The sequence below is a fragment of the Actinokineospora lacus genome, from assembly GCF_053813445.1.
The window spans coordinates 140227-166796 of record NZ_JBQERA010000015.1 but is presented as its reverse complement, the minus strand read 5'-3'; the positions used below and the strand labels follow the sequence as shown (position 1 = coordinate 166796).

The window sequence follows — 26570 nt, the reverse complement described above, 5'->3', positions numbered from 1 at the left end:
CCCTGTAACGCGATTCGGAACGGATCACACCCGGGCCGCGCCCGCCAGCCAGCGCAGGGCCAGGACGTAGCCGTCGACGCCGAGTCCTACGATCACCCCGGCGGCGATGTCGGAGAGCACGCTGTGCCTGCGGAACTCCTCGCGCTTGTGCACGTTGGAGATGTGCACCTCCACCAGCGGCGCCCTGAGCTGCGCGCACGCGTCGCGCACGGCGATGGAGTAGTGCGTCCACGCGCCTGCGTTGAGCACCACGGGCAGCTCGCGGTCGGCGGCCTCGTGCAGCCAGCCGACCATCTCGCCCTCGTGGTCGCTCTGGCGGACCTCGACCTCGACGCCCAGCCCGCGCCCGGTCGCCTCGCACAGCTCGACGAGGTCGGCGTGGGTGGTGCTGCCGTAGACCTCGGGCTCCCGGGTGCCGAGCCTGCCCAGGTTGGGGCCGTTGAGGACGAGGATGCTCACAGCAGCACCCCGCCGCCCGCGGGCTCGGCGGCCACCGTGGAGTAGGCGGCGGCGAGCAGCGCCGGGTCGGGGCCCTCCAGCCGGGTGGGCTTGGCCAGGCCGTCGAGGACGACGAAGCGCAGCACACCGGACTTGGTCTTCTTGTCCCCGAGCATGCCCTCGACGAGTTCCGGCAGCGCGTCGGCGTCGTAGCTGACCGGCAGGCCGAGCGCGGTGAGGACGGCGCGGTGCCGGTCGGCGGTCGCGTCGTCGAGCCTGCCCGCCAGCCGGGCCAGCTCGGCGGCGAAGACCATGCCGACGCTGATCGCCGCGCCGTGGCGCCAGCGGTAGCGCTCGCGGCGCTCGATGGCGTGGCCCAGGGTGTGGCCGTAGTTCAGGATCTCGCGCAGGCTCGACTCCCGCAGGTCGCTGGCCACCACGTCGGCCTTGACCTGGATCTTGCGCCGCACCAGCTCGGCGATGGTGTCGCCCTCGGGGTCGACCGCCGCCGCCGGGTCGGCCTCGATCAGGTCGAGGATGACCGGGTCGGCGATGAAGCCGCCCTTGACCACCTCGGCCATGCCCGCGACCAACTCGTTGCGCGGCAGGGTCGCCAGGGTCGCCAGGTCGACCAGCACGGCGGCGGGCTCGTGGAACGCCCCGACGAGGTTCTTGCCCGCGTCGGTGTTGATCCCGGTCTTGCCCCCGACCGCCGCGTCGACCATGCCCAGCAGCGTGGTCGGCACGTTGACCAGCCGCACCCCGCGCATCCAGGTCGCCGCGACGAACCCGGCCAGGTCGGTCACCGCCCCACCGCCGAGGGCGATCACCGTGCCCTGCCGGTCGAGCCCGATGCGGCCCAGCACCTCCCAGCAGAACCCGGCCACCGACAGCGCCTTGCCGTCCTCGGCGTCGGGGATCTCGATGCGGTGCGCCTCGACCCCCGCCTCGGCCAGCTCCTCGCGGATCTGCTCGGCGGTGGCCGTCAGCGTGGGCTGGTGCACGATCGCCGCCTTGGACGACCCCCGCACCACCTCGACGAGCTCGCCGAGCAGCCCCTTGCCGATCACCACGTCGTACGGCTGGGCGGTGGCCACCCTGATGCGCACGGGCTGCTCGGACCCCATGGTCGTGTCCTCCACGTTCTCGCCTCAGCTCAGCTCGGGGGTCAGCGCGGCGACCAACCGCGCCACCACGTCCTCGGCCCCGGTGTGGTCGGTGCCCATCTCCACGGTGGCCACCTCCCGGTACAGCGGCAACCGCGCGTCCAGCAGCTCCTTGAACTTCGCCCTCGGGTTGACCCCGGCCAACAGCGGCCGCGCCGTGGACAGCCCGGTCCGCCGCACGCCCTCGGCCAGCCCGATGTTCAGGAACACGACGGTGTGCCCGGCCAGGCGTGCGCGCGTCCGCGCGGAGAGCACCGCTCCCCCGCCCAGCGACAGCACGCCGTCGTGCTCGGCCAGGGCACACGTGACCGCGTCCTCCTCGGCCGCGCGGAACGCCTGCTCACCGTCCTCGGTGAAGATCTCCCCCACCGACTTCCCGAGAGCCGCCACGATGTCGGCGTCGGTGTCCCGGAACCCGACTCCCAGCGCGGCGGCCAGCGCCTGGCCGACGGTCGTCTTGCCCGCCCCCGGCGGCCCCACGACCACCGCGACCGGCCGGGTCACCAGCGCTCCCGCAGGCTCGCGAGGTAGCCCTCGACGTTGCGCCGGGACTCCGGCAGCGAGTCGCCGCCGAACTTCTCCAGCGCCGCGTCCGCCAGCACCAGCGCCACGACCGACTCCAGCACGACCCCGGCGCGCGGCACCGCGCACACGTCCGAGCGCTGGTGGATGGCCACGGCGGGCTCGCCGGTGACGACGTCGACGGTGGCCAGGGCCCGGGGCACGGTGGAGATCGGCTTCATCGCCACCCGCACCCGCAGCGGCTCGCCGTTGGTGATGCCGCCCTCCAGCCCGCCCGCGCGGTTGGACCGCCTGCTGACCCCGGTGACGGTGCCCTCGGCGCGGTCGATCTCGTCGTGGGCCTGGCTGCCCCACCGCCGCGCGGTGGTGAACCCGTCGCCGACCTCGACGCCCTTCATGGCCTGCACGCCCATCAGCGCCCCGGCCAGCCGGGCGTCGAGCCTGCGGTCCCAGTGCACGTGCGACCCCAGCCCCGGCGGCAGCCCGTAGACGATGACCTCGATGACCCCGCCGACGGTGTCGCCCGCCTTCTTGACGGCCTCCACCTCGGCGACCATCGCCTCGGTCCCCGCCGCGTCGAACGCCCGCACCGGGCTGTCGTCGATCGCCGCGAGGTCGCCGGGCCCGGGCAGCGGCCCCTCCGGCGCCTCCGCGGCCCCGATGGACACCACATGGCTGATGACCTCGGCCCCGAGCAGCTGGCGCAGGAAGTTGCGCGCCACCGTGCCCGCCGCCGTCCGCGCCGCGGTCTCCCGGGCGCTGGCCCGCTCAAGCACGGGACGCGCCTCGTCGAACCCGTACTTCTGCATGCCGGGAAGGTCGGCGTGGCCTGGCCGCGGCCTGGTCAGCGGCTCGTTGCGGGCCTGCTCGGCCAGCACCGCCGGGTCCACCGGGTCGGCCGACATGACGGTCTCCCACTTGGGCCACTCGGCGTTCTCGATCCGCACCGCGATCGGCCCACCCTGGGTGAGCCCGTGGCGCACCCCCCCGAGGAACTCGACTTTGTCGGTCTCGAAGCCCATGCGCGGACTGCGCCCGAACCCCAGCCGCCTGCGGGCCATCTGCTCGCCCAGGTCGGCGGTGGTGACCTCGACTCCGGCCACCATCCCTTCGAGCACGGCGACCAACGCGGGCCCGTGCGACTCTCCAGCGGTCATCCAACGCAGCACGCCGAAATACTTCCATGCCCGCCCAGTGCCCGGTCGCCGGGATCGGACCGGCATACCGCGACAACCGCCGCGAACCCGCAGCTCAGACCAACAGTGTCCGATCAGCGGACACCGCACCACCTCCACTCCGAATCGACTGATACTCCAACCACCACGCGAAACCCGGCGCTGTCACCCGAGTCCGTCACCCGAGTCCGGCTCCCGAGATCGCCACGGCACACACCGCGCCGAGCATCCCGGGACCGTGTGGCGCACCCGCCCGCCAGCGCGGGTTCACCGCGATCAGCAGCAGCGTCACGACGGCGGCGAGGAACACGGCCCCGAGTAATGCCTCGAACCCGAGCACACCCAGCACCGCGCCCAACGGCAGCGCCAACTTGACGTCCCCGCCCCCGAGCGCGCCAGGCCGTGCCACCGCCACGAGCGCGTGCAGCGCGAAGAACCCCGCCGCACCCAGCAGAGCGCCGACCGCGACCTCAGCCCCACCCCCGACGACGGCGACCGCCAGCGCCACCGCGAGCAGCGGGCACATACCCAAGGTCAAGGCGTCGGGAAGACGTCGGTGCCGCAGGTCGACGATCACCAGTGGCACCGCCACCCACGTCACCAGGCAGACCGTCGGCACCCACCAGGCCGGTAAGGCGCCACCCACCCACTGGTGGGCGATCAAGCCCCACAGCGCGGCCGTCGAGATCTCGCACAATCCCGGCGGAGAGGGCGTTCCCCGTGGCAGGGCGTTGAGCAGTATCCGCGCGGAAGCACCGGCGGCCAGGCCGCCCACTGCGGCCAGCGCCACGGCGGGAGCCGGGTCGGCGACGGCCATGGCAGCACCCAAGGCCGTGACGGCGAGCAGGGCGGGGAAGAGTCCGGGAGTTCGCATCGGCACTGTCCTTGTCCGGGAAATCAAGACGGAGCGATCGCTCCGATTTCACGGTACACGAACAGGCGTTCGAGTCCGGGCGGGGTGGCCGGTGTTCACTCAGAGCGGAAGGGGCAGCACTCCGCCGGTCGCCGCGTGCAGCGCATCGCGCATCTCGCGGCGCGGCGCCTCCTTGCCGGTGAACTGCTCGACCTGCCCGAAAGCCTGGTGCAGCAACATGTCCAGGCCCGTGGCCAGCGAGCCGCCGCGAGCCTCGGCCAGCGGCGTCGGCCACGGGTGGTAGATGACGTCGAGGACGTGCTCGGCCCGCGCCAGCGAGGACGCTAGCCCGGCCGTCGCCGCCGCGGGGGCCGTGTTCACCAGCACCGCGGCCGACTCGGCGAGCGCGTCGAAGTCCGACTCGGCCCATTTCCGCACCCGCAGCGACAGCCCGAGCCTGCGGGCGCACTCGACCGCGTCACCGGCCCGCGCAGGCTCCCGCACGACCACCACCACACCGGAAATGCCCAGCTCGGCGGCGGCGGCCAACGCCGCGCACGCCGTCCCGCCCGCTCCCAGGATCACCGCGTCGCCCGCCCGGGCCGAGAACCCCGTCACCCGGAGCGCGCCGGTGATGCCGTCGATGTCCGTGCAGTCCGCCCGCCACGCCCCGTCGGCGCCCCGCGCCAGCGTGTTCGCCGCGCCGACCGCCTCAGCGCGCGCCGTCGCCGAGGCCGCGACGGCCAGCGCCGCCCGCTTGCCCGGCATCGTCACCGACAGCCCGACCCATTCCGGCCCCAGCGAAGCGACCAGCCCGGGCAGTCGGTCCTCGTCGCACTCGACCCGGTCGTACGTCCAGTCCAGGCCCAGCGCCTCGTACGCGGCGGCGTGCAGCACCGGCGACAGGGAGTGCGCCACCGGCGAGCCCAGCACCGCCGCCCGGCGACCCGCCATCAGAACGCGCCGTTGGCCTTGGCGATGTCGATGTTCGCCAAGTGCTGGTCGTAGGTCTTGGCGAAGCAGGACGTGCCGTCCTTCTCGCACAGGACGAAGAACATCCAGTCCCCCGGCTCCGGCTCGGCCGCCGCCGCGATGGCTTCCTTGCTCGGCGCGGAGATCGGCGTCGGCGGGAGCCCGGTGTTCTTGTAGGTGTTGTACGGCCCGGCCCGGTTGCGGTCGTTGTCGCTGGTGGCGACATCCGGGCGGTCCAGCACGTAGTTGACCGTGGAGTCGTACTCCAGCCTGTCCCCGGCGGCGAGCCGGTTGTACGTCACGCGCGCGACCTTGCCGAAGTCCGAGGCGATGGCCTCCCGCTGCACGAGCGAGGCCATGATCAGCAGCTGGTACGGGGTGAACCCGGTCGAATCGGCCAGCGTCGGCATCCCGAAACTCTGCATCAGCGCGGAGGAGTCGGTGATGAGCTTCTTCCACAGCTCCTCCGCCGTCGCCCCCGGCTTGACGTCGTAGACCGCCGGGGCGACCAAGCCCTCCAAGCGCCGGGTGGGCTCAGCCTTCTCGGCGTCGGCGATCGCCCACTCCGGCACGCCTAACGAGGCCAGGTCGGCCTTCGCGACCGTCTCGCGCAGCTTCGCGGCAGGCACGCAGGTGCTCTTGCCGTTCAGCTCCGCGCACGACGCCTTCGACAGCAGCGTGGCGATCCCCGGCACCTTGGCCCCGTCGGGCCTCTCGATGTCGTCGAACTGCGTCCCGGGCTTGATCTGCAGGTTGCCCACCTTCGACTCCGGGTCGACGATGCGCTTCACCGCGTCCTGCCCGGAGATCTTCGTCCGCATCACGTAGAAGCCCGGCTGCACCGCCCGCACCCGCGTGTCGGACTCCGCGGCGGTCACGAAGGCCCGCGAGCTGGCCACGACGCCCTGCTCGACGAGCGTCCCGGCGATCGTGCCGGTCGAGTCGCCGCCTTTGACCTCGATGACGACGTCGGTCTCCCCCGACCCGGCGAAGTCCTCGTAGCCGCCGATGTCGGAGAGCTGCCGCCAGCCGTACCAGACGCCCGTGCCGATGAGCATCACCACCAGCAGGCCGAACACCGCCAGCTTGATCCGGCGGCTGCCGCGCCGCGACGCGGCGTCCCGGTCGGTTTGGTCGTCGAACAAGTCGAGTTCGTCGCTCATGTGTCCTCCGCGGATCGTGCGAGCGCCGCTGCCCTTGCGTCCAGCCAGCCCTGAAGGATCTCCACCGCCGCTGCCTGGTCAACCACGGCGCGCTGTTTCTTGCCGCGCACACCGCGCTGACTGAGCATGCGGGAAGCCGAGACGGTGGTGAGGCGTTCGTCCACGAGCCGGACGGGCACCGGGGCGATCCGGTCGGCGAGGTCAGCCGCGTAGGCGACCGCCGCCTCCGCGGCGGCGCCGTGCCGCGCGGCGAGGGTGCGGGGTAAACCGACCACCACTTCCACCACCTCGTGCTCGGTGACGAGCGCGGCGAGCTGGTCCAGGTCCTTGCGTGAGCGCTCGTCGCGGGACAGGGTAACCAGCGGCGTGGCGAGCACCGGAGCCGGATCGCTCAACGCGACCCCGACCCGCACGGAGCCGACGTCCACCGCGAGCCTGCGCCCGCGGCCGGGATCGTCGGCCCCGGGCCGGTCGGGACGGCTCACGAGCCGAGCGCGCCGCGCAGCGCGGTGATGGCCGCGTCGATGCCCGCGGCGTCGGTGCCGCCGCCCTGGGCGAGGTCGGGCTTGCCGCCGCCGCGACCGCCGATGGCGGGGGCGAAGGCGGGCACGAGCTTGCCCGCGGCCAGTCCGGCGTCGCGGCCCGCGGCCGTGGTGGCCACGACGAAGGCGACCTTGCCGCCGTCGGCGGAGAACAGCGCGACGACGCCGGGCCTGGAGCCGAGCCGGTTGCGCACCTCGATGGCGAGCGTGCGCAGGTCGTTGCCGCCGATGCCGTCCGGGGTGCGCAGCGCGACCAGCGCGGTGCCGCCGATGTCCTCGGCGGCGCCCGCCAGCTCCCCCGCCGAGGAGAGCAGCTGGGCGGCGCGCAGCTTGTCCAGCTCCTTCTCGGCCTGGCGCAGGCGCTCGATCAGGGCCTCGACGCGACCGGGCACCTCCTCGTCGGGCACGCGCAGCATGGTCGCGAGGTTCTGGACGAGCGCGCGCTCCTTGGCGAGGTAGCGCATCGCGTCCATACCGACGTACGCCTCAAGGCGGCGGCTACCCGACCCGACCGACGACTCGCCGATCAGCGTGAGCGGGCCGATCTGCGCCGAGCGCTCCACGTGCGTGCCACCGCAGAGCTCGCGCGACCACGGGCCGCCGATCTCGATGACGCGCACCTTCTCGTCGTAGGTCTCGCCGAACAGCGCGACGGCGCCCATGTCCTGGGCCCCGCCCATGTCGGTGTAGACGACCCGGACCGGCAGGTCGTTGCGCACGGCGAGGTTGGAGACCTCCTCGATCTCGCTGCGGGTCTCCGCCGACAGCCCGCCGGACCACGCGAAGTCCAGGCGCAAGTAGCCGGGCTTGTTGTAGGAACCGCTCTGCAGCGCCGTCGGGCCGAGCACCTCACGCAGCGCGGCGTGGACGACGTGCGTGCCCGAGTGGCCCTGCCGAGCGCCGATGCGCCACTCCGGGTCCACGCGCGTCTGCGCGGCCACGCCCTCGGTCACCTCGCCGCGGCGCACGCGGGCCTGGTGCACCCACAGCTTGCGGGCGACCTTCTGGACGTCGAGGACCTCCAGCTCGAAGCCCTCGCCGACGATCAGGCCCGCGTCGGACTCCTGCCCGCCCGACTCCGCGTAGAGGGACGTGCGGTCGACAACGACCTCGACGATGTCGCCTTCGCTCGCGGAAGGCACCCGGGCACCCTCACGAACCAGGCCGCGGATGGTGGCCTCGGTGTCGAGTTCCTGGTAGCCGGTGAACTCGGTGGCGCCGAGGGCGAGCAGGTCGCGGTACACGCTCTGGTCGCCATGGCCGGTCTTGCGGGCCGCGGCGTCGGCCTTGGCGCGGGCGCGCTGCTCGCCCATCAGGTCGCGGAAGCCCTGCTCGTCGACCGACAGGCCCTTCTCCGCGGCCATTTCCAGCGTGAGATCGATGGGGAAGCCGTAGGTGTCGTGCAGCTGGAACGCCTTGTCGCCGGGCAGCTGCGAGCCGCCCGCGGACTTGATGTCGCCGGCGGCGACGTCGAAGATCTTCATGCCGCTGGCCAGGGTCCCGAGGAAGGTCTCCTCCTCCTTGCGCACCACGGACTCGATGCGGGCGAAGTCCTTCACCAGCTCCGGGTACACCGAGCCCATCGTGTCGCGCACCACGGCGGCGAACTCGCCCAGCACCGGCTCGTTCACGCCGAGCAGGCGCACCGAGCGGACGATGCGGCGCAGCAGGCGGCGCAGCACGTAGCCGCGGGCCTCGTTGCCGGGGTTGACGCCGTCGCCGACCAGCATGACGCCGCTGCGGGCGTGGTCGGCGATCACGCGGAAACGGACGTCGTCCACCGGGTTGCCCGCGCCATAGCGGCGCCCCGACATCTCCTCGGCCTTGGTGATGACCGGGCGGACCAAATCGGTCTCGTAGACGTTCTCGACACCCTGGAGCAAATACGCGACGCGCTCGATACCCATTCCGGTATCGATGTTCTTCGCGGGCAGCTCACCGAGAATCGGGTAGTCCTTCTTGCCGCCGCCTTCACCGCGCTCGTTCTGCATGAAGACGAGGTTCCAGATCTCCAGGTACCTGTCTTCGTCAACGACGGGACCGCCTTCACGGCCGTGCTCGGGCCCGCGGTCGTAGTAGATCTCCGAACAGGGACCGCACGGGCCCGGAACGCCCATCGACCAGTAGTTGTCCTCGATCCCGCGGCGCTGGATGCGTTCGGCGGGCAGCCCGGCGATCTTCTGCCAGAGGTCGGCGGCCTCGTCGTCATCGAGGTAGACCGTGGCCCAGATGCGCTCGGGGTCGAAGCCGTAGCCGCCCGCGTCCTGGCTGGAGGTGATCAGGTTCCAGGCGTGCTCGATCGCCTCGGCCTTGAAGTAGTCGCCGAAGGAGAAGTTGCCCGCCATCTGGAAGAACGTGTTGTGGCGGGTGGTCTTGCCCACCTCGTCGATGTCGCCGGTGCGCACGCACTTCTGCACGCTGGTCGCGCGCGGGTAGGGCGGCGGGGCCTCACCCAGGAAGTACGGCTTGAACTGCACCATCCCGGCGTTGACGAACAGCAGGTTGGGGTCGTCCAGGATGAGCGAGGCGCTGGGCACCTCGGTGTGGCCCGCGCTGGTGAAGTGCGTCAGGAAACGGCGGGAGATCTCATGGGTCTGCACTGTCGTGGTCCTTGAGTGGGTCGTGCGGTCGGCGGGCTGCGGCGCGGCGGACGGCAGCGTCAGGCGCGGTCGTCCGCCCGGCGCGCTCGCGCGGTGCCGCGGCGCTCAGCCGGGCGCCGGGACTCGACGCCACTGCGGCGCTCGACCATGTCGGCCAGCTCGCCCTCGCGCTCGGTCATGCCCGCGCGCACGTCGGCGCCGAACGCGCCGAGGGCCCCGGCCAGCTCGCGCACGGCGTCGCCGACGTTCTCGGCAACCCCGGCGGGTGTCACCGCGTGGGCGGTGCGGCGGGCCTTGCGGGACAGCGCGACACCGGTCGCGAGGCCCACCCCGATCCAGAAGATCCGGCTCACGACCGCGCTCCCCGACGCCTGCGGGCGTGCTTGCCCTCGATCTCGCCCTTGGCGCGGCGGCGGGCCTTGATGGCCTTGCTGACGCCGTAGGACAGGGCGGCGGCCTTGACCAGCGGGCCGCCGAGCGTGGCGGTGAACACCGAGGTCAGCGCGGAGACGTTGCCGGTGACGGCCTGGGCGTTGGCGGTGATGCCGTCGACCCGCTCCAGCTGGGCGTTGACGTGCGTGATCGTCGTGTTGGCGCCCTGGAAGATCGGGTCGCTGTTCTGGTGCGCCTTGCGAAAGGCGATGGTGGCCTCGTCAAGGGTGCGGCCGAGCTTGATCAGCACGACGCACAGCACGACCACGAGCACCGCGAACGCGCCGACGCCGACCAGCCAGGCAATATCCCCTGCGCTCACGCGCCCTCCTCGTCGTGGCTCCCCGGCGGGAGCGCGCCGGGAATGATCCGCGTCAGGCTACCGCGCGGTCCGGCGGTCGACGTTGCCGGACCAGTGTCCGCGCGGCCCAGCCATTCGGCCACCCAAATTTCGGCGATGTGGACAACTCCCGCGCCTGTGGACAACGTCCGACACGGGCGGCCAAGACGCGATTCACTGGCCTCGGATCACTCGCCGCAATTTCGGGAGGCGTTCGGCCAATGGACGTTCTGAACCCCGGTTCGTGGGGTTGTAGTAATCGCGACCGACGAGGTCGTCCGGCACGTGCTGCTGGGCGAGGACGCCCTCGGGCACGTCGTGCGGGTAGCGGTAGCCGGTGGCGTTGCCGAGTTTCTTCGCGCCCGCGTAGTGCCCGTCCCGCAGGTGCGCGGGGACGGTCCCCACCGCGCCCGCCCGGACGTCGGACATGGCCGCGTCGATGGCGGTGATGACGGCGTTGGACTTGGGGGCGGTGGCCAGGTGCACGGTGGCCTGCGCCAGCGCGAGCCTGCCCTCGGGCATGCCGATCAGCTGCACGGCGGTGGCGGCGGCGACGGCGGTCTGCAGCGCGGTCGGGTCGGCCATGCCCACGTCCTCGCTGGCGTGCACGACCAGGCGGCGGGCGATGAACCTCGGGTCCTCCCCCGCCTCGATCATGCGCGCCAGGTAGTGCAGCGCGGCGTCGACGTCGGAGCCGCGGATGGACTTGATGAAGGCGCTGATGACGTCGTAGTGCTGGTCGCCCTGGCGGTCGTAGCGGACCGCGGCTTTGTCCACTGTGGCCTCGACAGTGGGCAGGTCGATGGCGCCCGCACGGGTGGCCGCGGCGGAGTCGGCCGCGGCTTCCAACGCGGTGAGCGCCCGGCGGGCATCGCCGCCCGCGAGCCGGACGATGTGGTCCTCGGCGTCCGCGTCGAGGGTGACGGCCCCGTTGAGGCCGCGCTCGTCGGCCACGGCGCGGCGGACGAGGGCGCGCACGTCGGCGTCTTCAAGGGATTTCAGCTGGAGCACGAGCGAACGGGAAAGGAGTGGTGAGACGACGGAGAAGAACGGGTTCTCGGTGGTCGCCGCGACCAACAGCACGGTCCGGTCCTCGACCGCCCCGAGCAGGGCGTCCTGCTGGGTGCGGGAGAAGCGGTGGACCTCGTCGATGAACAAGACGGTGGTCTCCCCGGAACGACCGAGCCTGCGCCGGGCGTCGTCGATGACCGCCCGAACCTCCTTCACGCCCGCGGACAGCGCCGAGAGCGCGACGAAGCGCCTGCCGATGGCGGAGGAGACCAGGGTGGCCAACGTCGTCTTCCCGGTCCCGGGCGGGCCGTAGAGCAGCAGCGAGGCGGGCGCCGCGCCCTCCACCAGCCTGCGCAGCGGCGCACCGGGTCCAAGCAGGTGGTCCTGGCCGACCACCTCGTTGAGGGTGGCAGGCCGCATCCGCACGGCCAGCGGCGCGCCCTGCTCTGGCCGCTTGCCCACCGCGGGCGGGTCGCCGTAGAGGTCGAGGTCGAACTCCTGTTCCACAGGAGCCGACGCTACCCGCTACCGACGACGCGGCACCCCGGAGGCACAGGGCGAGGAGGGAGGGGAGGGGGAGGGCCCCACTCTCGGAGCGGATCAGCCGCCAAGCCGACCGCGAACCGCAGCGGGCAGAAAAGCCGGGGAACAGACCGGACGTAAGCCAGAAACACAGTCAACCGACTTGCCGCCGAGGATGCGCGAGCCGCGAGTAGAGGTCATCGGCTGGTGGAGTTGGCCAGATTGGTCAGGCGGAGAGGGACTGGCGGTCGACGAGGCTCTCGGGGAGGGTCCAGCGGCCGAGCAGGCTCAGGGCGTCGGTGGGCTCGCAGCGGCGCATTCCGGCTGTCTCGCAGCGGCGGACCACGTCGCTGTGTTCGCGCCACAGGCGCAGGCCGCGACGGACCAGGAGCGGGAGTCCCTTGCGTGATTCGGCGACGTCGCGGGCGAAGCGTCGGATGAACGTCCTGGTTCCGCTTGGTGCCAGCACCAGCGCGTCTCCCAGTACGCCCGCGGCCTGGCAGCCCGCGACGATCTGGTCGGCGAAGAGGCCCTCGGCGATGAACGCGGGCGCGCCCGCGGCGATCACCCGGCTGGTGCCGACCCGGCTGTCGGAGGCGATGTCGTAGCGGGGCGCCTCGACCGTTCCGGTCGTGGCCAGGGCCACCACGGCTGCCAGCGCGTCCTCGGCGTGCCAGGACTGCGGGGCGTCCCAGTCGGCCTGTCCGGCGGCGTCGCGGGGCAGGAGCGGGTCGGCGCCCTCGCGGTAGAAGTCGTCGAGCCGCAGGACCGGCAGGCCGAGCTGGGCGGCGAGGGTGGACTTGCCGGACCCCGACGGGCCGGACAGCAGGATGACCGGGATCAACGTCACGAGACGCCATTGTCTCACGCGTCGGAACCGGTCGGGCCCGCGGTCTCAGCGGGACAGGAGCCGGGCGAGGGTGGCCAGGATCAGGTCCGCGCGCTCCACGCGGGCGTTGTGGCCCATGAGGCCGATCCGCCAGACCGTCGCGGCGTGTTTGCCCGCGCCCGCGCCGATCTCGATGTTGTGCTCGGTCAGGAGGGTGTGGCGGACCTTGGCGGAATCGACGCCGTCGGGGACGTTGACCGCGGTGAGTTCCGGGAGGCGGTGGCCCTCGGCGGCGAAGAGGGTCAGGCCGAGGTCGACCAGGCCCGCCTGGAGGTGGGCGCCCGCGGCGTGGTGGCGTTCGTAGACGGACTCCAAGCCCTCGTCGAGGATGCGGCCGAGGGCGGCGTGCAGGGAGGCGATGAGGGCGACCGGCGCGGTGTGGTGGTAGGTGCGCCCGCCCTGGGAGCCGTCGACGTAGGCGCCGATGAGGTTCAGGTCCAGGTACCACGTGGGCGGGCGCGGGACACGGCGGTCCCAGGCGCGCTCGGAGACGGTGAACGGGGCCAGGCCCGGGGAGACGCCCAGGCACTTCTGGGTTCCGGCGTAGGCGATGTCGACGCCCCAGTCATCGATCAGGACCGGGATTCCCGCCAGCGACGTGACGCAGTCGGCCAGGACCAGGGCAGGGCCGCGGGCGTGCACGGCGGCGGCGAGGGCGGCGATGTCGCTGCGCACACCGGTGGAGGTCTCGGCGTGGACGGCGGCCACGATCGCCGGGGCCGGGTGGGCGGCGAGGACGCGGTCGACGTCGACCGGCTGGCCCCACTCGTGGTCTACGCGGACGACGGTGGCGCCGTAGCGGTCCGCGACATCGGTCATCCGCTCGCCGAACAGGCCGTTGACGGCGACCACCACGACGTCACCCGGGTGGACGAAGTTGGCGAACGCCGCCTCCATGCCGATCGACCCGGTCCCGGACAGCGGCAGCGTGCGGGCGTTGGCCGTGCCCCACACCGTCCGCAGCCGTTCGCACGTCTCGTCCAGGACGCGCAGGAACTCCGGGTCCAGGTGGCCGAGCAGCGGGGCGGCGAGGGCCGCCGTGGCCTCGGGGTAGGGGTTGGACGGGCCGGGGCCCAGCAGCGTGCGGTCGACCAGAGGCATACCCAGCACCCTACGGGCGGCGTTCGACCGCCGCGCGCACCATGACGCCCAGCGCGTACGGGACCAGGTCCTGGCCGCGGCGCCACAACCACGGGATGCCTTTGACGATCAGCCACGCGATGTGGTGCGCCGTGCGGATCTGGCGCCCGCCCTCACAGACCAGGCTGACCGGGCGGGACACCACGCACCCGGTCTCGGCGAGACACGCGGCGAAGCCCTCCGCCAGCAGCCGGTGCCCGAGTTCGGAGGGGTGCAGCCGGTCGACGCTCCACACCGCGTGCTCATAGGCGCCGGGGATCGCGTCCAGGTCGAGCAGGCCCGCGCCGGTGTCGGCGACCACGCGGTCGATCACCGAGTTGAGGCGCCCGATCCGCGTCGCCAACGCCTGGCGGAGGGAGGCGGGCATCCGGAAGACCTTGCCGTGGTCGTGGTAGCGCGCCAGGACCACACGGGCGCCTATCGCGTGCAGGGAGCTGACGACGTGGTTGAGGTCCGCCCGCAGGCGCTCGGGGTCGAAGTCCGAGCGCAGGGTGTCGTTCATGCCCGCGATCACGATGGCGGCATCCGGCCTGCCCGCCAACACCGCGGGCAGCTGGCGCTCCCGGACGCACGCCATGCGCGCCCCGGCGAAGGACACGTTGTGCTCCACCGCCCCCAGCGCGGCGGCCAGCAGCGGCCCGACGCCCCGCCAGCCGCCACCGGGCAGCGGATCGCCGAGCCCGGCGCAGGTCGAATCCCCCAACACGGCCAAGCGGGCGGCGGTCCAGGCCAGCGGGGTCGCGGTCATGCCCAGCGCGGTCACGCACCACACGATCCGGGGCCCGGGCTCACCACCGGTGAGATCGCGGTGTCCGCCGGTGGACGGCCTGGCGAAGAATCCGTGCCCGTCACCGTGTACACCCGAACGCCCCTTCCCCGCCACCGCCCGCACCGCCGACTGTGGACAACTCCGGTTATCCACAGCCCGCCGAGAAACCCCTCTGGCCTGGGGGTTTCGGCGACTAGACTGGCCGAGGGGCCCGCCTCCTGGGAGTGGCGGGGTGTGTCCTGTGGGGGTTTCCCATGCCGGCGCCTGCCTCGTGGCGGGTCTGTTGTCCTGTCCGGCTGGAGACGGCTTTTCGGACTGAGCACCATGGTCCGGCGACTGGGGTGAGCACTCCGCGCCCGTCGGACGATCGCGCCGGATGGCCACCCTATTCGGCGTCGAGGACGGCGACGACCCCGCGCGGCCCTGTGGACGGCGGGAAGGGGGGTCAGCGGGTGACGAAGGCGGGGTACAGGGGGAGGGGGTCGTCGCCGAAGTGGGCTCGCAGGGCGTGGGCCACGGCGATGGCGTGTTCGGTGATGTGGTCAGCGCCCTGGCGGTGGGCGGCGGTGGCCAGGCCGGTCCAGCGGGCCGACAGGAGGGGGCCCTGGTCGGGGATGGGGCCGGAGTGGCGGGAGCCGACGCGCTCGGCGTGAGGGCTGGTGAGGTGGTGCCAGGTGGCCAGCCAGACCCAGAACAGGTGAGCGTCCAGGAGGCGGGGCAGCAGGACCGAGTCCTCGGCCAGGTCGGGCCACATGGCGCGGACTTCGGCGCGCCAGGCGGCGATCATGGCGTCGACCATGCCCGGGGGCAGCGCGAAGGCGCACCAGCAGGAGGGGAAGGGGACGGCGATCGCGGCGGCGTCGAACATCATGTTGCGGACGCAGCCGCCCTCGAAGTCCAGGAAGCGGACGCCGCGGCTGGTGATCAGGTTGTTGTCCGGGCAGGTGTCCGACGGGCTGAAGGCGCGGTGGCGGGCGGTGTCGAGCAGGCCCAGGGTGCTGGCCGCGGTGCCGATCACCTCGTCGGGGGTGCTCACGCCGAAGTCGGTCTGCAGCAGGCGGGGGAGGTCGGCGATGGCGATGGGGCCGTCCTCGGCCAGGGGGTCCTTGTTGGTGGGCGGGCTCAGCCTGCGCAGCAGGGCGTCGAAGTCGGCCTCGCGGCCCGCCGTGGTGGCGTGCAGGCGGCCGAGGGAGCGGGCCCAGGAGAGCAGGGCGGCCTCGGCGGCGCGGGAGTCGGTGCCGTGCAGCTTGTCGGCCAAGGTGGGGGCGCGGCCGAGGTCTTCCATCACCAGCAGGCCCGCTTCGCCGTCGTGGGCGAACAGCTCCGGGCACATGCGGTCCTCGGCGGGCAGCGCGTTGAACATCTGGTAGCTGACCGCCTCGCGGACCCAGGAGTCGCGCGGGGCCGTGCCCGTCGGCACGTAGCGCTTGACGGCGAGGGTGCGGGGCAGCGAGAACGGGCTGGCGGCGACGCGCACGCGCAGGACCACCGAGCGGTCGCTGCCGCCGAGGTCCTCGGGTTCGCCGAGCCGGATGCGGGCGCCGAAGCGCTTGCTGAGCACGGACTCGGCGGCGACGACGGTGGCCAGCACCTCCGCCTCGGGGGTGTCCTGGTTGCCTTCGGCCATGTCCCGGCTGCCCTCGGCGTCGGGCGGGTCGGCGGTGATCTCCACAGTCATCTCCTTTGACCCTACCCCCGCTGGGCGCGGAGGCCGGAAAGTCCTCATCGCCCAGCCGTGACCGTAGTGCCGGCCATCGATCAAGAGGGATAGTCTTCCCCGGAAATAGCGAGGTCGGACCAGTCCCTCAAGCGCTCACCCCGGCGCGAGCGGCCTGCGCAGGTCTCCCCTGCTGCGGTGGCGCACGAGGAGCACCACCGACGCGGCCGCCACGATGCCGACCAGGTTGACGGCCAGCTGCGCGGCCGACTCCCCCATCTTGGCCCACTCTCCCACGATGGCCGCAACCGCCACGTACCCGGCCGCGGGCACGGTGGTGACCGAGATGAACACCCCGACCAGCGCCGCGGACTTCGCCGAGGTCATCGACAGCATCCCGGCCGCCCCGGCCAGCATGGCCACGATCAGCGACCACGGCCCCACGTTGTAGACGAAGTCGACCTGGTGGTCGTCGCCCCCGATGGCCGAGGCGTCGAACAGGCCGACGGCGTTGCCCAGCCAGGCGCCCAGCGCGGTGACGACGATGGCCAGCGGGAACCCGACGGCCAGCGCCAGGACGGCCCGCTTGAGCAGGTCGCGGCGCCCGCGGACGAGGCCGACGGCCACCGCGGCCAGCGGCCCGAACTCCGGGCCGACGACCATCGCCCCGACGATCGTCACCGGCGAGTCGGTGATCACCCCGACGGCGGCCAGCAGGCAGGCGATGATGAGGAACGCCAGGAACGTCGCGTTGAGCCGGGACTCCTCGCCCGTGCGGGAGACCAGTTCCTCCCACACCACGGCGTCGGCCGCCTCGCCGGGCGCGCGCTCCTCGGCCCGGTCGGCCTCGTCGGACAGCACGGTGTCGAGCTGTTCGAGGGTCAGGCCGCCGCTGCGGTCGATGCCCAGCTCGCACAGGGCGCCCAGGAGGTCGTCGGTGGCCTCCCGGGCGATCGTGGCATCGATGACGTCGCCCGGCGGGTGCAGGGCGACGCCGGGCAGGTGCACGAGGTGCGCCGCGCCGGGGTGCTCCTCGAGGACCGCCAGCGCCTTGGGCGCCACGTCGGCCGGGCACACCACTCGCAGGTGGAGCACTCAGGGCGCCTTGGGCTTGGCGTCCACTCCAGCTTCCTTGCGCTGGGCGGCGGTGATCGGCGCGGGCGCGGCGGTCAGCGGGTCGTAGCCGCCGCCGCTCTTGGGGAAGGCGATGACGTCGCGGATCGAGGGCTCGCCCGCCAGCAGCATGACGATGCGGTCCCAGCCGAAGGCGATGCCGCCGTGCGGGGGCGGGCCGTAGGCGAAGGCGTCGAGCAGGAAGCCGAACTTCTCCTGGGCCTCCTCCTGGCCGATGCCCATGAGGGCGAACACCCGCTCCTGCACGTCCTTGCGGTGGATACGGATGGACCCGCCGCCGATCTCGTTGCCGTTGCAGACCAGGTCGTAGGCGTAGGCCAGCGCGGAGGCCGGGTCCTCCTCGAACCGGTCGACCCACTCCGGGGTCGGCGAGGTGAAGGCGTGGTGCACCGCGGTCCAGCGGCCCGAGCCGACGGCGACGTCGCCCGCGCCCACGGCGGCGTCGGCCTCCTCGAACAGCGGGGCGTCGACGACCCACACGAACGACCAGGCGGACTCGTCGATCAGCCCGCGGCGGCGCCCGATCTCCAGGCGGGCCGCGCCGAGCAGGCCGCGCGCCGGGCCCCGCTCGCCCGCGGCGAAGAAGACGCAGTCGCCGGGCTCGGCGCCCGCGGCCTTGGCCAGGCCGTCGCGCTCGGTCTCGGAGAGGTTCTTGGCGACCGGCCCGCCGAGGGTGCCGTCCTCGCCGACCAGCACGTACGCCAGGCCCTTGTGGCCGCGCTGCTTGGCCCACTCCTGCCAGGCGTCGAGCTGCTTGCGCGGCTGCGACGCCCCGCCCGGCATGACCACGGCGCCGACGTAGGGCGCCTGGAACACCCGGAACGGGGTCTCGGAGAAGTAGTCGGTCAGCTCGGTCAGCTCGAGGTCGAAGCGCAGGTCGGGCTTGTCGGTGCCGTAGCGCGCCATCGCGTCGTGGTAGGTGATGCGCGGGATCGGGGCGGTGATCTCGTAGTCCGCCAGCTCACGCCACAGCGCGCCGACGATGCGCTCGCCGAGGGCGATCACGTCGTCCTGCTCGACGAAGCTCATCTCGATGTCGAGCTGGGTGAACTCCGGCTGCCGGTCGGCGCGGAAGTCCTCGTCGCGGTAGCAGCGGGCGATTTGGTAGTAGCGCTCCAGGCCGCCGACCATCAGCAGCTGCTTGAACAGCTGCGGGGACTGCGGCAGCGCGTACCAGGAGCCGGGCTGCAGCCGCGCGGGCACCAGGAAGTCGCGGGCGCCCTCGGGCGTGGAGCGGGTCAGGGTCGGGGTCTCGACCTCGACGAAGCGCTCGCCGTGCAGCACGGTCCTGGCGATGCGGTTGGCCTCGCTGCGCATGCGCAGCGCCTTCGCCGGGCCGCTGCGGCGCAGGTCGAGGTAGCGGTGGCGCAGCCGGGTCTCCTCGCCGACGCTCAGGTGCCCGTCCAGCGGGAAGGGCAGCGGGGCGGCCTCGCTGAGCACCTCCAGCTCGGTGACGAGCACCTCGATGGCGCCGGTGGCGATCTCGGGGTTGTCGTTGCCCGCGGGCCGGGCGGCGACGTCGCCGACCACCCGCACGCAGAACTCCGCGCGCAGCCGGTGGGCGCGCTCGGCCATCTCACCCTCGCGGAAGACCACCTGCGCCACCCCGGAGGCGTCGCGCAGGTCGATGAAGATGACGCCGCCGTGATCGCGCCTGCGGGCAACCCAGCCGCTTAGCGTGACGGTCTGCCCGGCGTGCTCGGCGCGGAGGGTCCCGGCCTCATGCGTGCGGATCACGGTGTCGCGTACTCCTAGATGAGGTGATGGATGGGGTCAGGCTAGCCAACGGGGGGCGGCAGGCGTCCAGCAGGTTTGGCGGGGCCCGAAGAAGCCGACTCCCCCTCCCGGGTGGTTCACCCGGACGGTGCTATACCGCTGACTGGACGTATAGTTTTGCCGCCAACTGCACTATCTGGTCACCGCTGGCAGTGCTTTGGTTACCCATTAATTAACACTGCCGCTACCCAGCGGGGCATCCAAGACGTAATGTGACCCGCAGGGCGTAAGGGGTAACCCAGGGAGTGAACATGGGTAGCGGTATCACCCGCGAGCCAGTTCGTGAACTTCACCAGAACGGGAGGGTCCGCCACGCGATGACGGCAGAACAGCCGGATTCCATGGCGGCCGACGCGTTTCCGACCGCGCTGCGCGCCGCGATCCAGGCGAGCGGGCTCAGCCTAGACCGTATCCAGTATCGGCTGCGGGCGCGCGGTGTCTCGATCAGCGTGACGGCACTGAGCTACTGGCAGTCGGGCAGACGCAGGCCGGAGCGGGCGGAGTCGCTCGCGGCGCTCGGCCACCTCGAGGACGTCCTCGGGGTGCCCACCGGCGCGCTGATCGCCCTGCTCGGCCCGCCACGGCCGCGCGGACGGGTCAACCGCGAGTCCTCCCGACTGCCCATCGAGGCGCTCTGGGGCCACAGCGAGCCCATCGCGCACCTGCTCAAGCGCATCGAGTTCACCACCGACGCCGCGCTGACCAAGCTCAGCCAGCACGACCGGATGGAGATCGGCGCCGACCGCGGCGAGAAGTCGATCACCGTCCGGCAGGTGTACCGCGCTGAGCGCGACGGCGTCGACCGCGCGCTGATGGTCTACGACCTGGAACTGCCGGGCAGGCCGTTCCCGCTGGTGGTCGCGGGCGACACCTGCCGCATCGGCCGGGTGGCCCGCGACGAGGACGCGGGCCTCATCGCCGCGGAGATCATGCTGGACCGGCCGCTGGGCCGCGGCGACACGACGATCGTCGACTACGCCCTGCACCACCCCGGGCCGCCGTACTCGCGCGGCGACGACAGCTACTGCCGCAAGTTCACCAGCCCGGTGCGGGAGTTCGTGCTGGAGCTGCGCTTCGACCCGCGCGGGGCGCTGCCGGTCTACCTGGAGCAGTACACGACCGACGCCGACGACGTGGTGACCAGCAGGCGCAAGCTGGAGGTCTCCGCCGACGGCAAGGCGCACGCCGTCGCCCTGGACTTCGGTCCCGGGATCATGTGCGTGCGCTGGGAGTGGCCGGACTGACCCGAATCGGACCGGCGCCCCTCAGAGCGCCGGTCCGATGGGTGCCGGTCCAAGGGACACCGGTCCGACCGTCAGCGTCAGGTACGCGCGCGCCGTGCGGCCCCTCGGGCAGGTCGCGGTGACGGTGATGGCGTGCCTGCTCTCCCCCAGCGCCGCGTCCACGGACATGGTGAGTTGGCTGTCGGCCCCCGCCTCGACGCTGTGCGGGTCGAACCGGGCCAGCACGGCGTCGGGCAGGCCGGACACGGTCAGCCGCAGCGGCAGCCGCAGCGCGCCCGCCCAGGTGCGCACGAGGGCGCTGGCCGCGGTGAGCCTGCCGAGGCTCACCGCCAGCGGGAGCACGGCGATACCGAAGTCGCCGTGCGGCGGGTCCTTGTCGAGGAACGGGTCAAAGGCGTAGACCACGACGGCTGGGCCTCCTGCGCGATAGCCATGGTGGGCTCACCATCGCGGCCCCGGATGCGCCGAACAATCCGTACGAGTGGCCGTAGAGGTACGCAATCAACGCCCGGCGGACTACGCACAGAAGTCAGCGACCCGGAGTATCACCTTGGGGCTCGGGTGAACGCCGCGAGCAGTTGTGGCTGATGACGCCGTTGGCGATGAAGTCGCCGGTGCCGGTGGTGATGTCGTACAGCGGCAGGTCCAGGCCCAGCGGGGCGACCGAGAGCACGCCGAGGTCGGCGGCGGACTTGACGGCCGCGCCGTCGATGGCGCGTTTGGCGGTGACCGCCGGGTCGGTGGTGTGGAACAGCCGCAGGTGCTCGGCCAGCCCGCCGTCGACGCGCGCGCACGCCTTGCCGTCGGGGGCGCGGCGCAGCTCCACCGCGTGCCGGAAACCCAGCGCGGCCAAGGCTTCGGTGACCGCGACGAGGGTGCGGGCGCCGAGGTTGGGCATGCGCACGATGCGGTTGGCGTAGGTGCCGTCGACGTCGAACACCCCGGCGAGCAGGCCCTTGCGCCATTCGTCGGTCGGGGTGCGCGGCCACGGGACGGGCAGGGTCATGCCCAGCTCGCTGTCGAGGTAGTCCCGGACGCGGGCCGCGGTCTGCTCCAACGGGGCCGGTCCGCCGTCGCCCCGGGCCACGCCCGCCAGGTAGCCGCGGCGGTAGTCGGCGGTCTCCTTGGGCGGCACGGCGAAGCGGCCGGTGCCCATGAGCTTGTTGCCGGTGGTCAGGTGCGGGCGGCGGTTGCCGCCGACCATGTCGCCGATGACGTGCTTCCAGCCGCGCTCGGTGAGGAAGCGGTGGTCGCCGCCCGCGATGAGGGCGGTGCCGTCGGCGAGGGTCACCCGGTAGGCGGGCTTGACCGTCGACCAGTGGGCGAGCACCTCGGTGGGCACGTAGTGGCGGTAGCTCTCGCGGCGCTCGGTGCCGTGGACGCGGTCGCCGACGACGAGCCTGGAGATCGGCTTCACGGTGCCGTCGGCCATCAGGACCGGGGTGTCGCCGTGCAGGCAGTAGCCGCACGCGGAGGCGCGGCCGCGGGTGGGGTCGACCGCGGGCGACGCTCCACTCGGGACCCGGTCAGACGCCGATCCGGCCACCAGACCGGACATACCCGGCAGGGCGGGCTCGTCGCCCCGGTCCACGCGCCGCCCGTCCCATCGCATGATCGTAGTCGAACACATGTTCGAGAGCGCCGCAAGGGCGCGCGGGCTCCGCGTGTGGGACCCCGCGCTCCTGGGGAAGGATTGCACTGTGGACGACTGGCCGACCCAACCCATCCCGCGCGTGCGGGACACCCCGCCCGCGCGCCCGCGGCCCCGTCCCACCCCGCCGGACCCCGGGCCGAGAGCGAAGAAAGCGCCCGACACACCCAAGGCCGCGGCCAAACACGGGCCCAGGCATGGGCACGGTCATGGCCATGGGCACGGACCCGCGGCGCCCGCCTCCCGGCAGGTGCGGCAGCTGCTGGCCGCGCTGCTCATCCCGTTCGCCCTGGCCGCCCTCACCGGCCTGGTGGTGCTGTTCCCCACCGGCGACACCCCGGCCGTCGCCAGCGCGGGCCTGACCCCGGTCGACGGGACCGTCACCGCCGCCCAGTCCACGCCCTGCGCGGCAGGCGACACCGGCGGCGACGAGCAGTGCCTGGCCCTCACCGTCCAGCTCACCGAGGGGGCGGCCGAGGGCAGCGACATCCGCGCGACCGTGCCGCTGGAGCCCAGCACGCCGCGCTTCGCCGTGGGCGATGACGTCGTGCTGGCCTACAACGGCGGCGAGCCGCTGAGCGGGCAGTCCTACCAGGTCGTCGACTTCCAGCGCGGCGTGCCGCTGGTGCTGCTGGCCGCGGTGTTCGTCCTGGCCGTGCTCGCGTTGGGACGCTGGAAGGGGCTCGCCGCGCTGTCCTCGCTCGGGGTGAGCGTCGGGGTGCTGATCGTCTTCGTGCTGCCCGCGATCGTGCGCGGGGAGAACCCGCTGCTGGTCGGCATCACCGCGGCGGGCGTGATCATGTTCGCGGCCCTCTACCTGACCCACGGCTTCTCCGCGCGCACGTCGACGGCCGTGCTGGGCACGATGGTCAGCCTGGGCCTGATCGGGGCGCTGAGCGCGCTGTTCTCCGCCGCCGCCGCGCTGACCGGGCTGGATGAGGAGACCGCGACGCTGGTGGGGGTGCTCGGCCGCGAGATCGACACCCGGGGGCTGCTGCTGGCGGGCATCGTGATCGGCGCGCTCGGCGTGCTCGACGACGTGACCGTGACCCAGACCAGCGCGGTGTGGGAGCTGCGCGCGGCGAACCCGGCACTCGGCTGGCGCCGGCTCTACGCCGCCGCCCTGCGCATCGGCCGCGACCACGTCGCCTCCGCGGTGAACACCCTGGTCCTGGCGTACGCGGGCGCGGCGCTGCCGCTGCTGCTGTACTCGTCGGTCTCCGGGGTCGGCGCCGCCGACATCCTCGGGTCGCAGGCGATCGCCCAGGAGATCGTGCGGACGCTGGTGGGCAGCATCGGCCTGGTGGCCGCGGTGCCGGTGACGACCGCGCTGGCGGCGCTGGTGGCCGTGCGCGAGGTCAGTCCAGCGTCGCCACGAACCGGGTGACGGCCTCGGCGGTCAGCCGCTGGGCGAGCTTGCCCGTCGGGGCCGCGGCGGCCAGCCGGTAGAGCGGGCGGTCGGCGGCGGCCTCGCCCTTGGCCTCCGCGCGCAGCTGGGCCACCAGGAGCTGGGAGAACACCAGGCCCGCGGTGTGCTCGCTGCCCGCCAGCGCGTCGGCGAGGCGGCGCAGCGCCAGGATGCCCAGCTCGCGTCCCCCCGTCCCGGCGTACACCGCCAGCGCGATGTTGACGGTGCGCCTGCCCTGCCCGACCAGCACGCTGACAGTGCGCATCCCGCGCACGTCGCTGACCATCAGCTCGATGCGGTCGGCGTGGCGCAGGTCGACGGTCTTGGTGCCGATGGTGCGGGCCACGACCGTGGTGCCCCGCAGGCTGAGCCGCCTGCGGGCCGCCGCCCACGCGACGAACAGGAAGAACCCGGCCACGAGCGCCGCGCCGATCAGCGCGGGCACCCGGCTGCTCAGCAGCCCGACGATCCCGCCGACGGCGGCGCCCAGCAGCACCGCGACGATCACCGTCGCGCAGCCGCGCCGCCGGGTCTGGCCGGGCGCGACGCTGAGCGGGGTCGACTCCATCAGATGCCCCGGCCGCGGCCCCGGTGCCCCGAAGCGGGGTCGGTCAGGTCGACCATGCCGGTGAGGAACGGGTTGCTGACCCGCTCGCGCCCGATCGTCGTGGTCGGGCCGTGGCCGGGAAGGACGACGGTGTCGTCGGGCAGCGGGAGGATCTTGTTGTACAGCGACTCGGTCATCTCCGCCATCGAGCCGCCGGGCAGGTCGGTGCGGCCGATGGACCCGGCGAACAGGGTGTCGCCCGCGAACATCAGCTCGCCGCCCTCCTCGGTGGCGGTCCGGAAGATCACCGAGCCGCGGGTGTGGCCCGGGGTGTGGTCGACGGTCAGCGTGAGCCCGGCCAGGTCCAGCACCGCGCCGTCGGTCATCTCGCGCACCTCGGCGGGCTCGCGCATCGTGAGGTCGCCGAAGAAGGCGGCCGACTCCGCGCTCAGCGCGGCCATCGGGTCGGTGAGCAGCGCCCGGTCCTCCGGGTGGATCCAGGCCGGGATGTCGTTGCCGTCGCAGACCGGGGTGACCGAGAAGGTGTGGTCGAGGTGGCCGTGGGTGAGCACGACCGCGACGGGTGACAGCGCGTACTTGCGCACGGCCTCCGCGACCCCGTCACCGGCGTCCTGACCAGGGTCGACGATCACGCAGGGCTCCCCCTCGCCAGCGGCGATGAGGTAGCAGTTGGTCTGGAAAGCACCGGCGGGGAAGCCGACGACGAGCACGCGGAACCTCCGGGGCGCCGATTCACAGGGTGTTCCCAGCCTAGTGGGGGTGGCCTCCACGCGGTTCTTACCCCGGTTCCCCATAGACTGCGCGCCTGCCAGAGAGATCACGGTCACGGGAGGGTGCCAGGTGCCGACTAACGAGCAGCGCCGGGAAGCCGCGAAGCGCAAGCTGGAGCGCCAGCTTGTCCGCCGGGCTGAGCGCGCCCGCAGGCGACGCGTCTTCGGTGTCGCGTCCACCATCATCGGTGTGGTGGTGGTCGTGGGCCTCATCTATTGGCTGACCACCATCGGTGGCGACGACACCCCGACCGACCCGGCGGCCCAGAGCGAGACCACGGCCCCCGAGGCGACCCCGGACGTGCCCGCCAGCATCCCGACGGAGATGGCCCCGGTGCCCAAGCGGCCCAAGGCCCTGCCCGCCAAGGTGGACTGCGCCTACCCGAAGGAGGAGGGCGCCGAGGCCGCCAAGCCCGCGCAGGCCCCGCCGACGTCCGGCGTGTCCTCGCAGGGCACCGTCGCGACCACGCTGAAGCTCTCGACCGGCGAGGTGAAGGTCACCCTGGACCGCGCCCTGGCGCCGTGCACGGTGAACAGCTTCGTGAGCCTGGCCAAGCAGGGCTACTACGACGACGTGCCGTGCCACCGCCTCACCACCGAGGGCCTGCAGGTCCTGCAGTGCGGCGACCCGAGCGGCAGCGGCAGCGGCGGCCCCGGCTACACCTTCGACGACGAGGTCTTCCCCGAGCTGAAGTACGGCCGCGGCATCCTGGCCATGGCCAACGCGGGCAAGAACCCGGAGACGCAGAAGGGCACCAACGGCAGCCAGTTCTTCATCGTCTACGGCACCGCCGACATGCTGCCCCCGAACTACACCGTCTTCGGCAGCATCGACGCCGAGAGCATGGCGGTCATCGACGAGATCGCCAAGGCGGGCACCATCTCGCAGGGCTCGCCCGGCGACGGCAAGCCCAAGACCGAGGTCAAGATCACCGGCGTCACCGTCGCGGCGTGACCGTGCGCCGGACCGCCATCGCCGCCGCGCTGCTCGCAGGCGCGGCGGCGCTGACCGCCTGCGGGTCCTCCACCGCGGGCAGCCCGGTGGCGGCCTCCCCGGCGCCCTCGCAGGCGGTGCCCTCGGAGGCAGGCGCCTCCCAGGCCCCCACCTCGCAGGCGCCCACCTCGGGGGCGTCAGCCACCGCCGAGGGTTCCCCGAGCGGGTGCGACTTCCAGGAGACGCCCGGTGACCCGCCCGCGGGCAGGGACGTCGGCCTGCCGACCGGGGACGACCCGCCCGCCTCGGTCACCCTGGTGACCAACCACGGCGAGATCACCATGCGCCTGGACACCGGCATCGCCCCGTGCACCACCTTGAGCATCGGCCATCTGGCGAAGTCGGGTTTCTACGACTCCTCCCCCTGCCACCGCCTGACGAAGGCGGACTCCCTGTCGGTCCTGCAGTGCGGCGACCCGAGCGGCACCGGCAGCGGCGGGCCCGGCTACACGGTGCCGGACGAGAACCCCAAGAACCTGCCAACCGTGGGCCAGTACGCCAAGTACCCCCGCGGCACCGTCGCGATGGCCAACACCGGCCAGCCGCACACCGGGGGCAGCCAGTTCTTCCTGGTCTACGCCGACTCCGCCCTGCCGCCGACGTACGCGGTGTTCGCCACGGTCGACGACGCCGGGCTCGCGGTGCTGGACAAGATCGCCAAGGGCGGCATCAGCGGCGGCGCGGGCGCCCAGGACGGCGCCCCGGCGGAGATGGTCCTCATCACGCAGGCGAAGGCGGAGGGCTGACACCCGCCCCGGGTCCCCCGCTCGCCGGAGTCCGCGGCCACATATAGCGAGTAGCCTATGAGTCACCGCCCACCCACGAGAGGTGACT

At 72.8% G+C, this 26570-nt stretch carries 26 protein-coding genes; 4 read left to right on the top strand and 22 right to left on the bottom strand.

What is annotated here, in order from left to right:
* Positions 1-24 precede the first annotated feature (24 nt).
* The 18 genes from aroQ to aspS form a co-directional block, all read right to left on the bottom strand.
* On the bottom strand, positions 25-459 hold the full coding sequence (gene aroQ / locus ACTG9Q_RS29605; protein WP_455576218.1) for a type II 3-dehydroquinate dehydratase: 435 nt from the start codon (positions 457-459) through the stop codon (positions 25-27).
* Positions 456-1565: a 3-dehydroquinate synthase gene (gene aroB, locus ACTG9Q_RS29600; RefSeq protein WP_455576217.1), complete on the bottom strand. Its 1110-nt coding sequence runs from the start codon at positions 1563-1565 to the stop codon at positions 456-458. Before aroB ends, aroQ begins: the two co-directional genes overlap by 4 nt.
* 24 nt (positions 1566-1589) lie before the next feature.
* The gene (locus tag ACTG9Q_RS29595; RefSeq protein ID WP_455576216.1) at positions 1590-2108 is read right to left on the bottom strand and encodes a shikimate kinase; all 519 of its coding nucleotides are present in this window, start codon (positions 2106-2108) and stop codon (positions 1590-1592) included.
* Positions 2105-3295, bottom strand: a complete 1191-nt coding sequence (aroC, locus tag ACTG9Q_RS29590; RefSeq protein ID WP_455576215.1) for a chorismate synthase — start codon at positions 3293-3295, stop codon at positions 2105-2107. Before aroC ends, ACTG9Q_RS29595 begins: the two co-directional genes overlap by 4 nt.
* 184 nt (positions 3296-3479) lie before the next feature.
* Positions 3480-4175, bottom strand: a complete 696-nt coding sequence (locus ACTG9Q_RS29585; RefSeq protein WP_455576214.1) for a prepilin peptidase — start codon at positions 4173-4175, stop codon at positions 3480-3482.
* Positions 4176-4274: 99 nt separating this feature from the next.
* Positions 4275-5108: a shikimate dehydrogenase gene (locus ACTG9Q_RS29580; protein ID WP_455576213.1), complete on the bottom strand. Its 834-nt coding sequence runs from the start codon at positions 5106-5108 to the stop codon at positions 4275-4277.
* Complete coding sequence (gene mltG / locus ACTG9Q_RS29575; RefSeq protein WP_455576212.1) at positions 5108-6289, bottom strand: endolytic transglycosylase MltG; 1182 nt, start codon at positions 6287-6289, stop codon at positions 5108-5110. The genes ACTG9Q_RS29580 and mltG overlap by 1 nt, the downstream gene beginning before the upstream one ends.
* A complete protein-coding gene (gene ruvX / locus ACTG9Q_RS29570) occupies positions 6286-6774 on the bottom strand; it encodes a Holliday junction resolvase RuvX (protein ID WP_455576211.1) in 489 nt (162 codons plus the stop codon). Before ruvX ends, mltG begins: the two co-directional genes overlap by 4 nt.
* Complete coding sequence (alaS, locus tag ACTG9Q_RS29565; protein WP_455576210.1) at positions 6771-9431, bottom strand: alanine--tRNA ligase; 2661 nt, start codon at positions 9429-9431, stop codon at positions 6771-6773. Before alaS ends, ruvX begins: the two co-directional genes overlap by 4 nt.
* A gap of 59 nt (positions 9432-9490) precedes the next feature.
* A complete protein-coding gene (locus ACTG9Q_RS29560; protein ID WP_455576209.1) occupies positions 9491-9784 on the bottom strand; it encodes a hypothetical protein in 294 nt (97 codons plus the stop codon).
* Positions 9781-10185 (bottom strand): DUF948 domain-containing protein, encoded by a 405-nt coding sequence (locus ACTG9Q_RS29555; protein WP_455576208.1) that lies wholly within the window; start codon positions 10183-10185, stop codon positions 9781-9783. The genes ACTG9Q_RS29560 and ACTG9Q_RS29555 overlap by 4 nt, the downstream gene beginning before the upstream one ends.
* 192 nt (positions 10186-10377) lie before the next feature.
* Positions 10378-11676, bottom strand: coding sequence for a replication-associated recombination protein A (locus ACTG9Q_RS29550; protein WP_455576259.1), 1299 nt, complete (start codon positions 11674-11676; stop codon positions 10378-10380).
* Between the two features lie 286 nt (positions 11677-11962).
* Entirely contained in the window at positions 11963-12586 is a 624-nt protein-coding gene (locus tag ACTG9Q_RS29545) for a uridine kinase family protein (protein ID WP_455576207.1), read from the bottom strand.
* Positions 12587-12631: 45 nt separating this feature from the next.
* Positions 12632-13726: a pyridoxal-phosphate-dependent aminotransferase family protein gene (locus tag ACTG9Q_RS29540; RefSeq protein ID WP_455576206.1), complete on the bottom strand. Its 1095-nt coding sequence runs from the start codon at positions 13724-13726 to the stop codon at positions 12632-12634.
* 10 nt (positions 13727-13736) lie between these two features.
* Positions 13737-14528, bottom strand: coding sequence for an SGNH/GDSL hydrolase family protein (locus ACTG9Q_RS29535; RefSeq protein ID WP_455576205.1), 792 nt, complete (start codon positions 14526-14528; stop codon positions 13737-13739).
* Between the two features lie 451 nt (positions 14529-14979).
* On the bottom strand, positions 14980-16212 hold the full coding sequence (locus ACTG9Q_RS29530; protein ID WP_455576204.1) for a hypothetical protein: 1233 nt from the start codon (positions 16210-16212) through the stop codon (positions 14980-14982).
* A gap of 135 nt (positions 16213-16347) precedes the next feature.
* Positions 16348-17286 carry a DUF389 domain-containing protein gene (locus ACTG9Q_RS29525; RefSeq protein WP_455576203.1) on the bottom strand — a complete coding sequence of 313 codons (939 nt, stop codon included), beginning with the start codon at positions 17284-17286 and terminating at the stop codon, positions 16348-16350.
* Entirely contained in the window at positions 17287-19062 is a 1776-nt protein-coding gene (gene aspS / locus ACTG9Q_RS29520) for an aspartate--tRNA ligase (protein ID WP_455576202.1), read from the bottom strand.
* A 356-nt stretch (positions 19063-19418) separates the two neighbouring features.
* Between aspS and ACTG9Q_RS29515 the strand changes: the two genes are divergently transcribed.
* Positions 19419-20345: a helix-turn-helix domain-containing protein gene (locus tag ACTG9Q_RS29515; protein ID WP_455576201.1), complete on the top strand. Its 927-nt coding sequence runs from the start codon at positions 19419-19421 to the stop codon at positions 20343-20345.
* Between the two features lie 21 nt (positions 20346-20366).
* Here the strand turns inward: ACTG9Q_RS29515 and ACTG9Q_RS29510 are convergent, their stop codons facing one another.
* Together ACTG9Q_RS29510 and ACTG9Q_RS29505 are read right to left on the bottom strand one after the other, a co-directional pair.
* A complete protein-coding gene (locus ACTG9Q_RS29510; protein ID WP_455576200.1) occupies positions 20367-20750 on the bottom strand; it encodes a hypothetical protein in 384 nt (127 codons plus the stop codon).
* Positions 20751-20874: 124 nt separating this feature from the next.
* Positions 20875-21957 carry a hypothetical protein gene (locus ACTG9Q_RS29505; RefSeq protein ID WP_455576199.1) on the bottom strand — a complete coding sequence of 361 codons (1083 nt, stop codon included), beginning with the start codon at positions 21955-21957 and terminating at the stop codon, positions 20875-20877.
* 289 nt (positions 21958-22246) lie between these two features.
* On the opposite strand from ACTG9Q_RS29505, the gene ACTG9Q_RS29500 reads away from it, so the two are divergent.
* Positions 22247-23383, top strand: a complete 1137-nt coding sequence (locus tag ACTG9Q_RS29500; protein WP_455576198.1) for a YibE/F family protein — start codon at positions 22247-22249, stop codon at positions 23381-23383.
* On the opposite strand, the gene ACTG9Q_RS29495 is transcribed toward ACTG9Q_RS29500, so the two are convergent.
* Complete coding sequence (locus ACTG9Q_RS29495; protein ID WP_455576197.1) at positions 23355-23972, bottom strand: hypothetical protein; 618 nt, start codon at positions 23970-23972, stop codon at positions 23355-23357. The two genes, ACTG9Q_RS29500 and ACTG9Q_RS29495, sit on opposite strands and share 29 nt — an antisense overlap.
* On the bottom strand, positions 23972-24682 hold the full coding sequence (locus ACTG9Q_RS29490; RefSeq protein ID WP_455576196.1) for an MBL fold metallo-hydrolase: 711 nt from the start codon (positions 24680-24682) through the stop codon (positions 23972-23974). The genes ACTG9Q_RS29495 and ACTG9Q_RS29490 overlap by 1 nt, the downstream gene beginning before the upstream one ends.
* A 130-nt stretch (positions 24683-24812) precedes the next feature.
* Here ACTG9Q_RS29490 and ACTG9Q_RS29485 point away from each other — a divergent pair, with 130 nt between their 5' ends.
* A complete protein-coding gene (locus ACTG9Q_RS29485) occupies positions 24813-25697 on the top strand; it encodes a peptidylprolyl isomerase (protein WP_455576195.1) in 885 nt (294 codons plus the stop codon).
* Positions 25694-26482, top strand: coding sequence for a peptidylprolyl isomerase (locus tag ACTG9Q_RS29480; RefSeq protein ID WP_455576194.1), 789 nt, complete (start codon positions 25694-25696; stop codon positions 26480-26482). Before ACTG9Q_RS29485 ends, ACTG9Q_RS29480 begins: the two co-directional genes overlap by 4 nt.
* Positions 26483-26570: the final 88 nt, after the last annotated feature.

Excerpts from the sequence above, each read along its gene's own strand:
- ACTG9Q_RS29580 (WP_455576213.1), bottom strand. The coding sequence starts at position 5,108 with ATGGCGGGTCGCCGGGCGGCGGTGCTGGGCTCGCCGGTGGCGCACTCC.
- ACTG9Q_RS29540 (WP_455576206.1), bottom strand. The coding sequence starts at position 13,726 with ATGCCTCTGGTCGACCGCACGCTGCTGGGCCCCGGCCCGTCCAACCCC.
- ACTG9Q_RS29530 (WP_455576204.1), bottom strand. The coding sequence starts at position 16,212 with ATGACTGTGGAGATCACCGCCGACCCGCCCGACGCCGAGGGCAGCCGG.
- ACTG9Q_RS29505 (WP_455576199.1), bottom strand. The coding sequence starts at position 21,957 with ATGCGATGGGACGGGCGGCGCGTGGACCGGGGCGACGAGCCCGCCCTG.
- aroB (WP_455576217.1), bottom strand. The coding sequence starts at position 1,565 with ATGGGGTCCGAGCAGCCCGTGCGCATCAGGGTGGCCACCGCCCAGCCG.
- ACTG9Q_RS29585 (WP_455576214.1), bottom strand. The coding sequence starts at position 4,175 with ATGCGAACTCCCGGACTCTTCCCCGCCCTGCTCGCCGTCACGGCCTTG.
- ACTG9Q_RS29495 (WP_455576197.1), bottom strand. The coding sequence starts at position 23,972 with ATGGAGTCGACCCCGCTCAGCGTCGCGCCCGGCCAGACCCGGCGGCGC.
- ACTG9Q_RS29515 (WP_455576201.1), top strand. The coding sequence starts at position 19,419 with ATGACGGCAGAACAGCCGGATTCCATGGCGGCCGACGCGTTTCCGACC.
- mltG (WP_455576212.1), bottom strand. The coding sequence starts at position 6,289 with ATGAGCGACGAACTCGACTTGTTCGACGACCAAACCGACCGGGACGCC.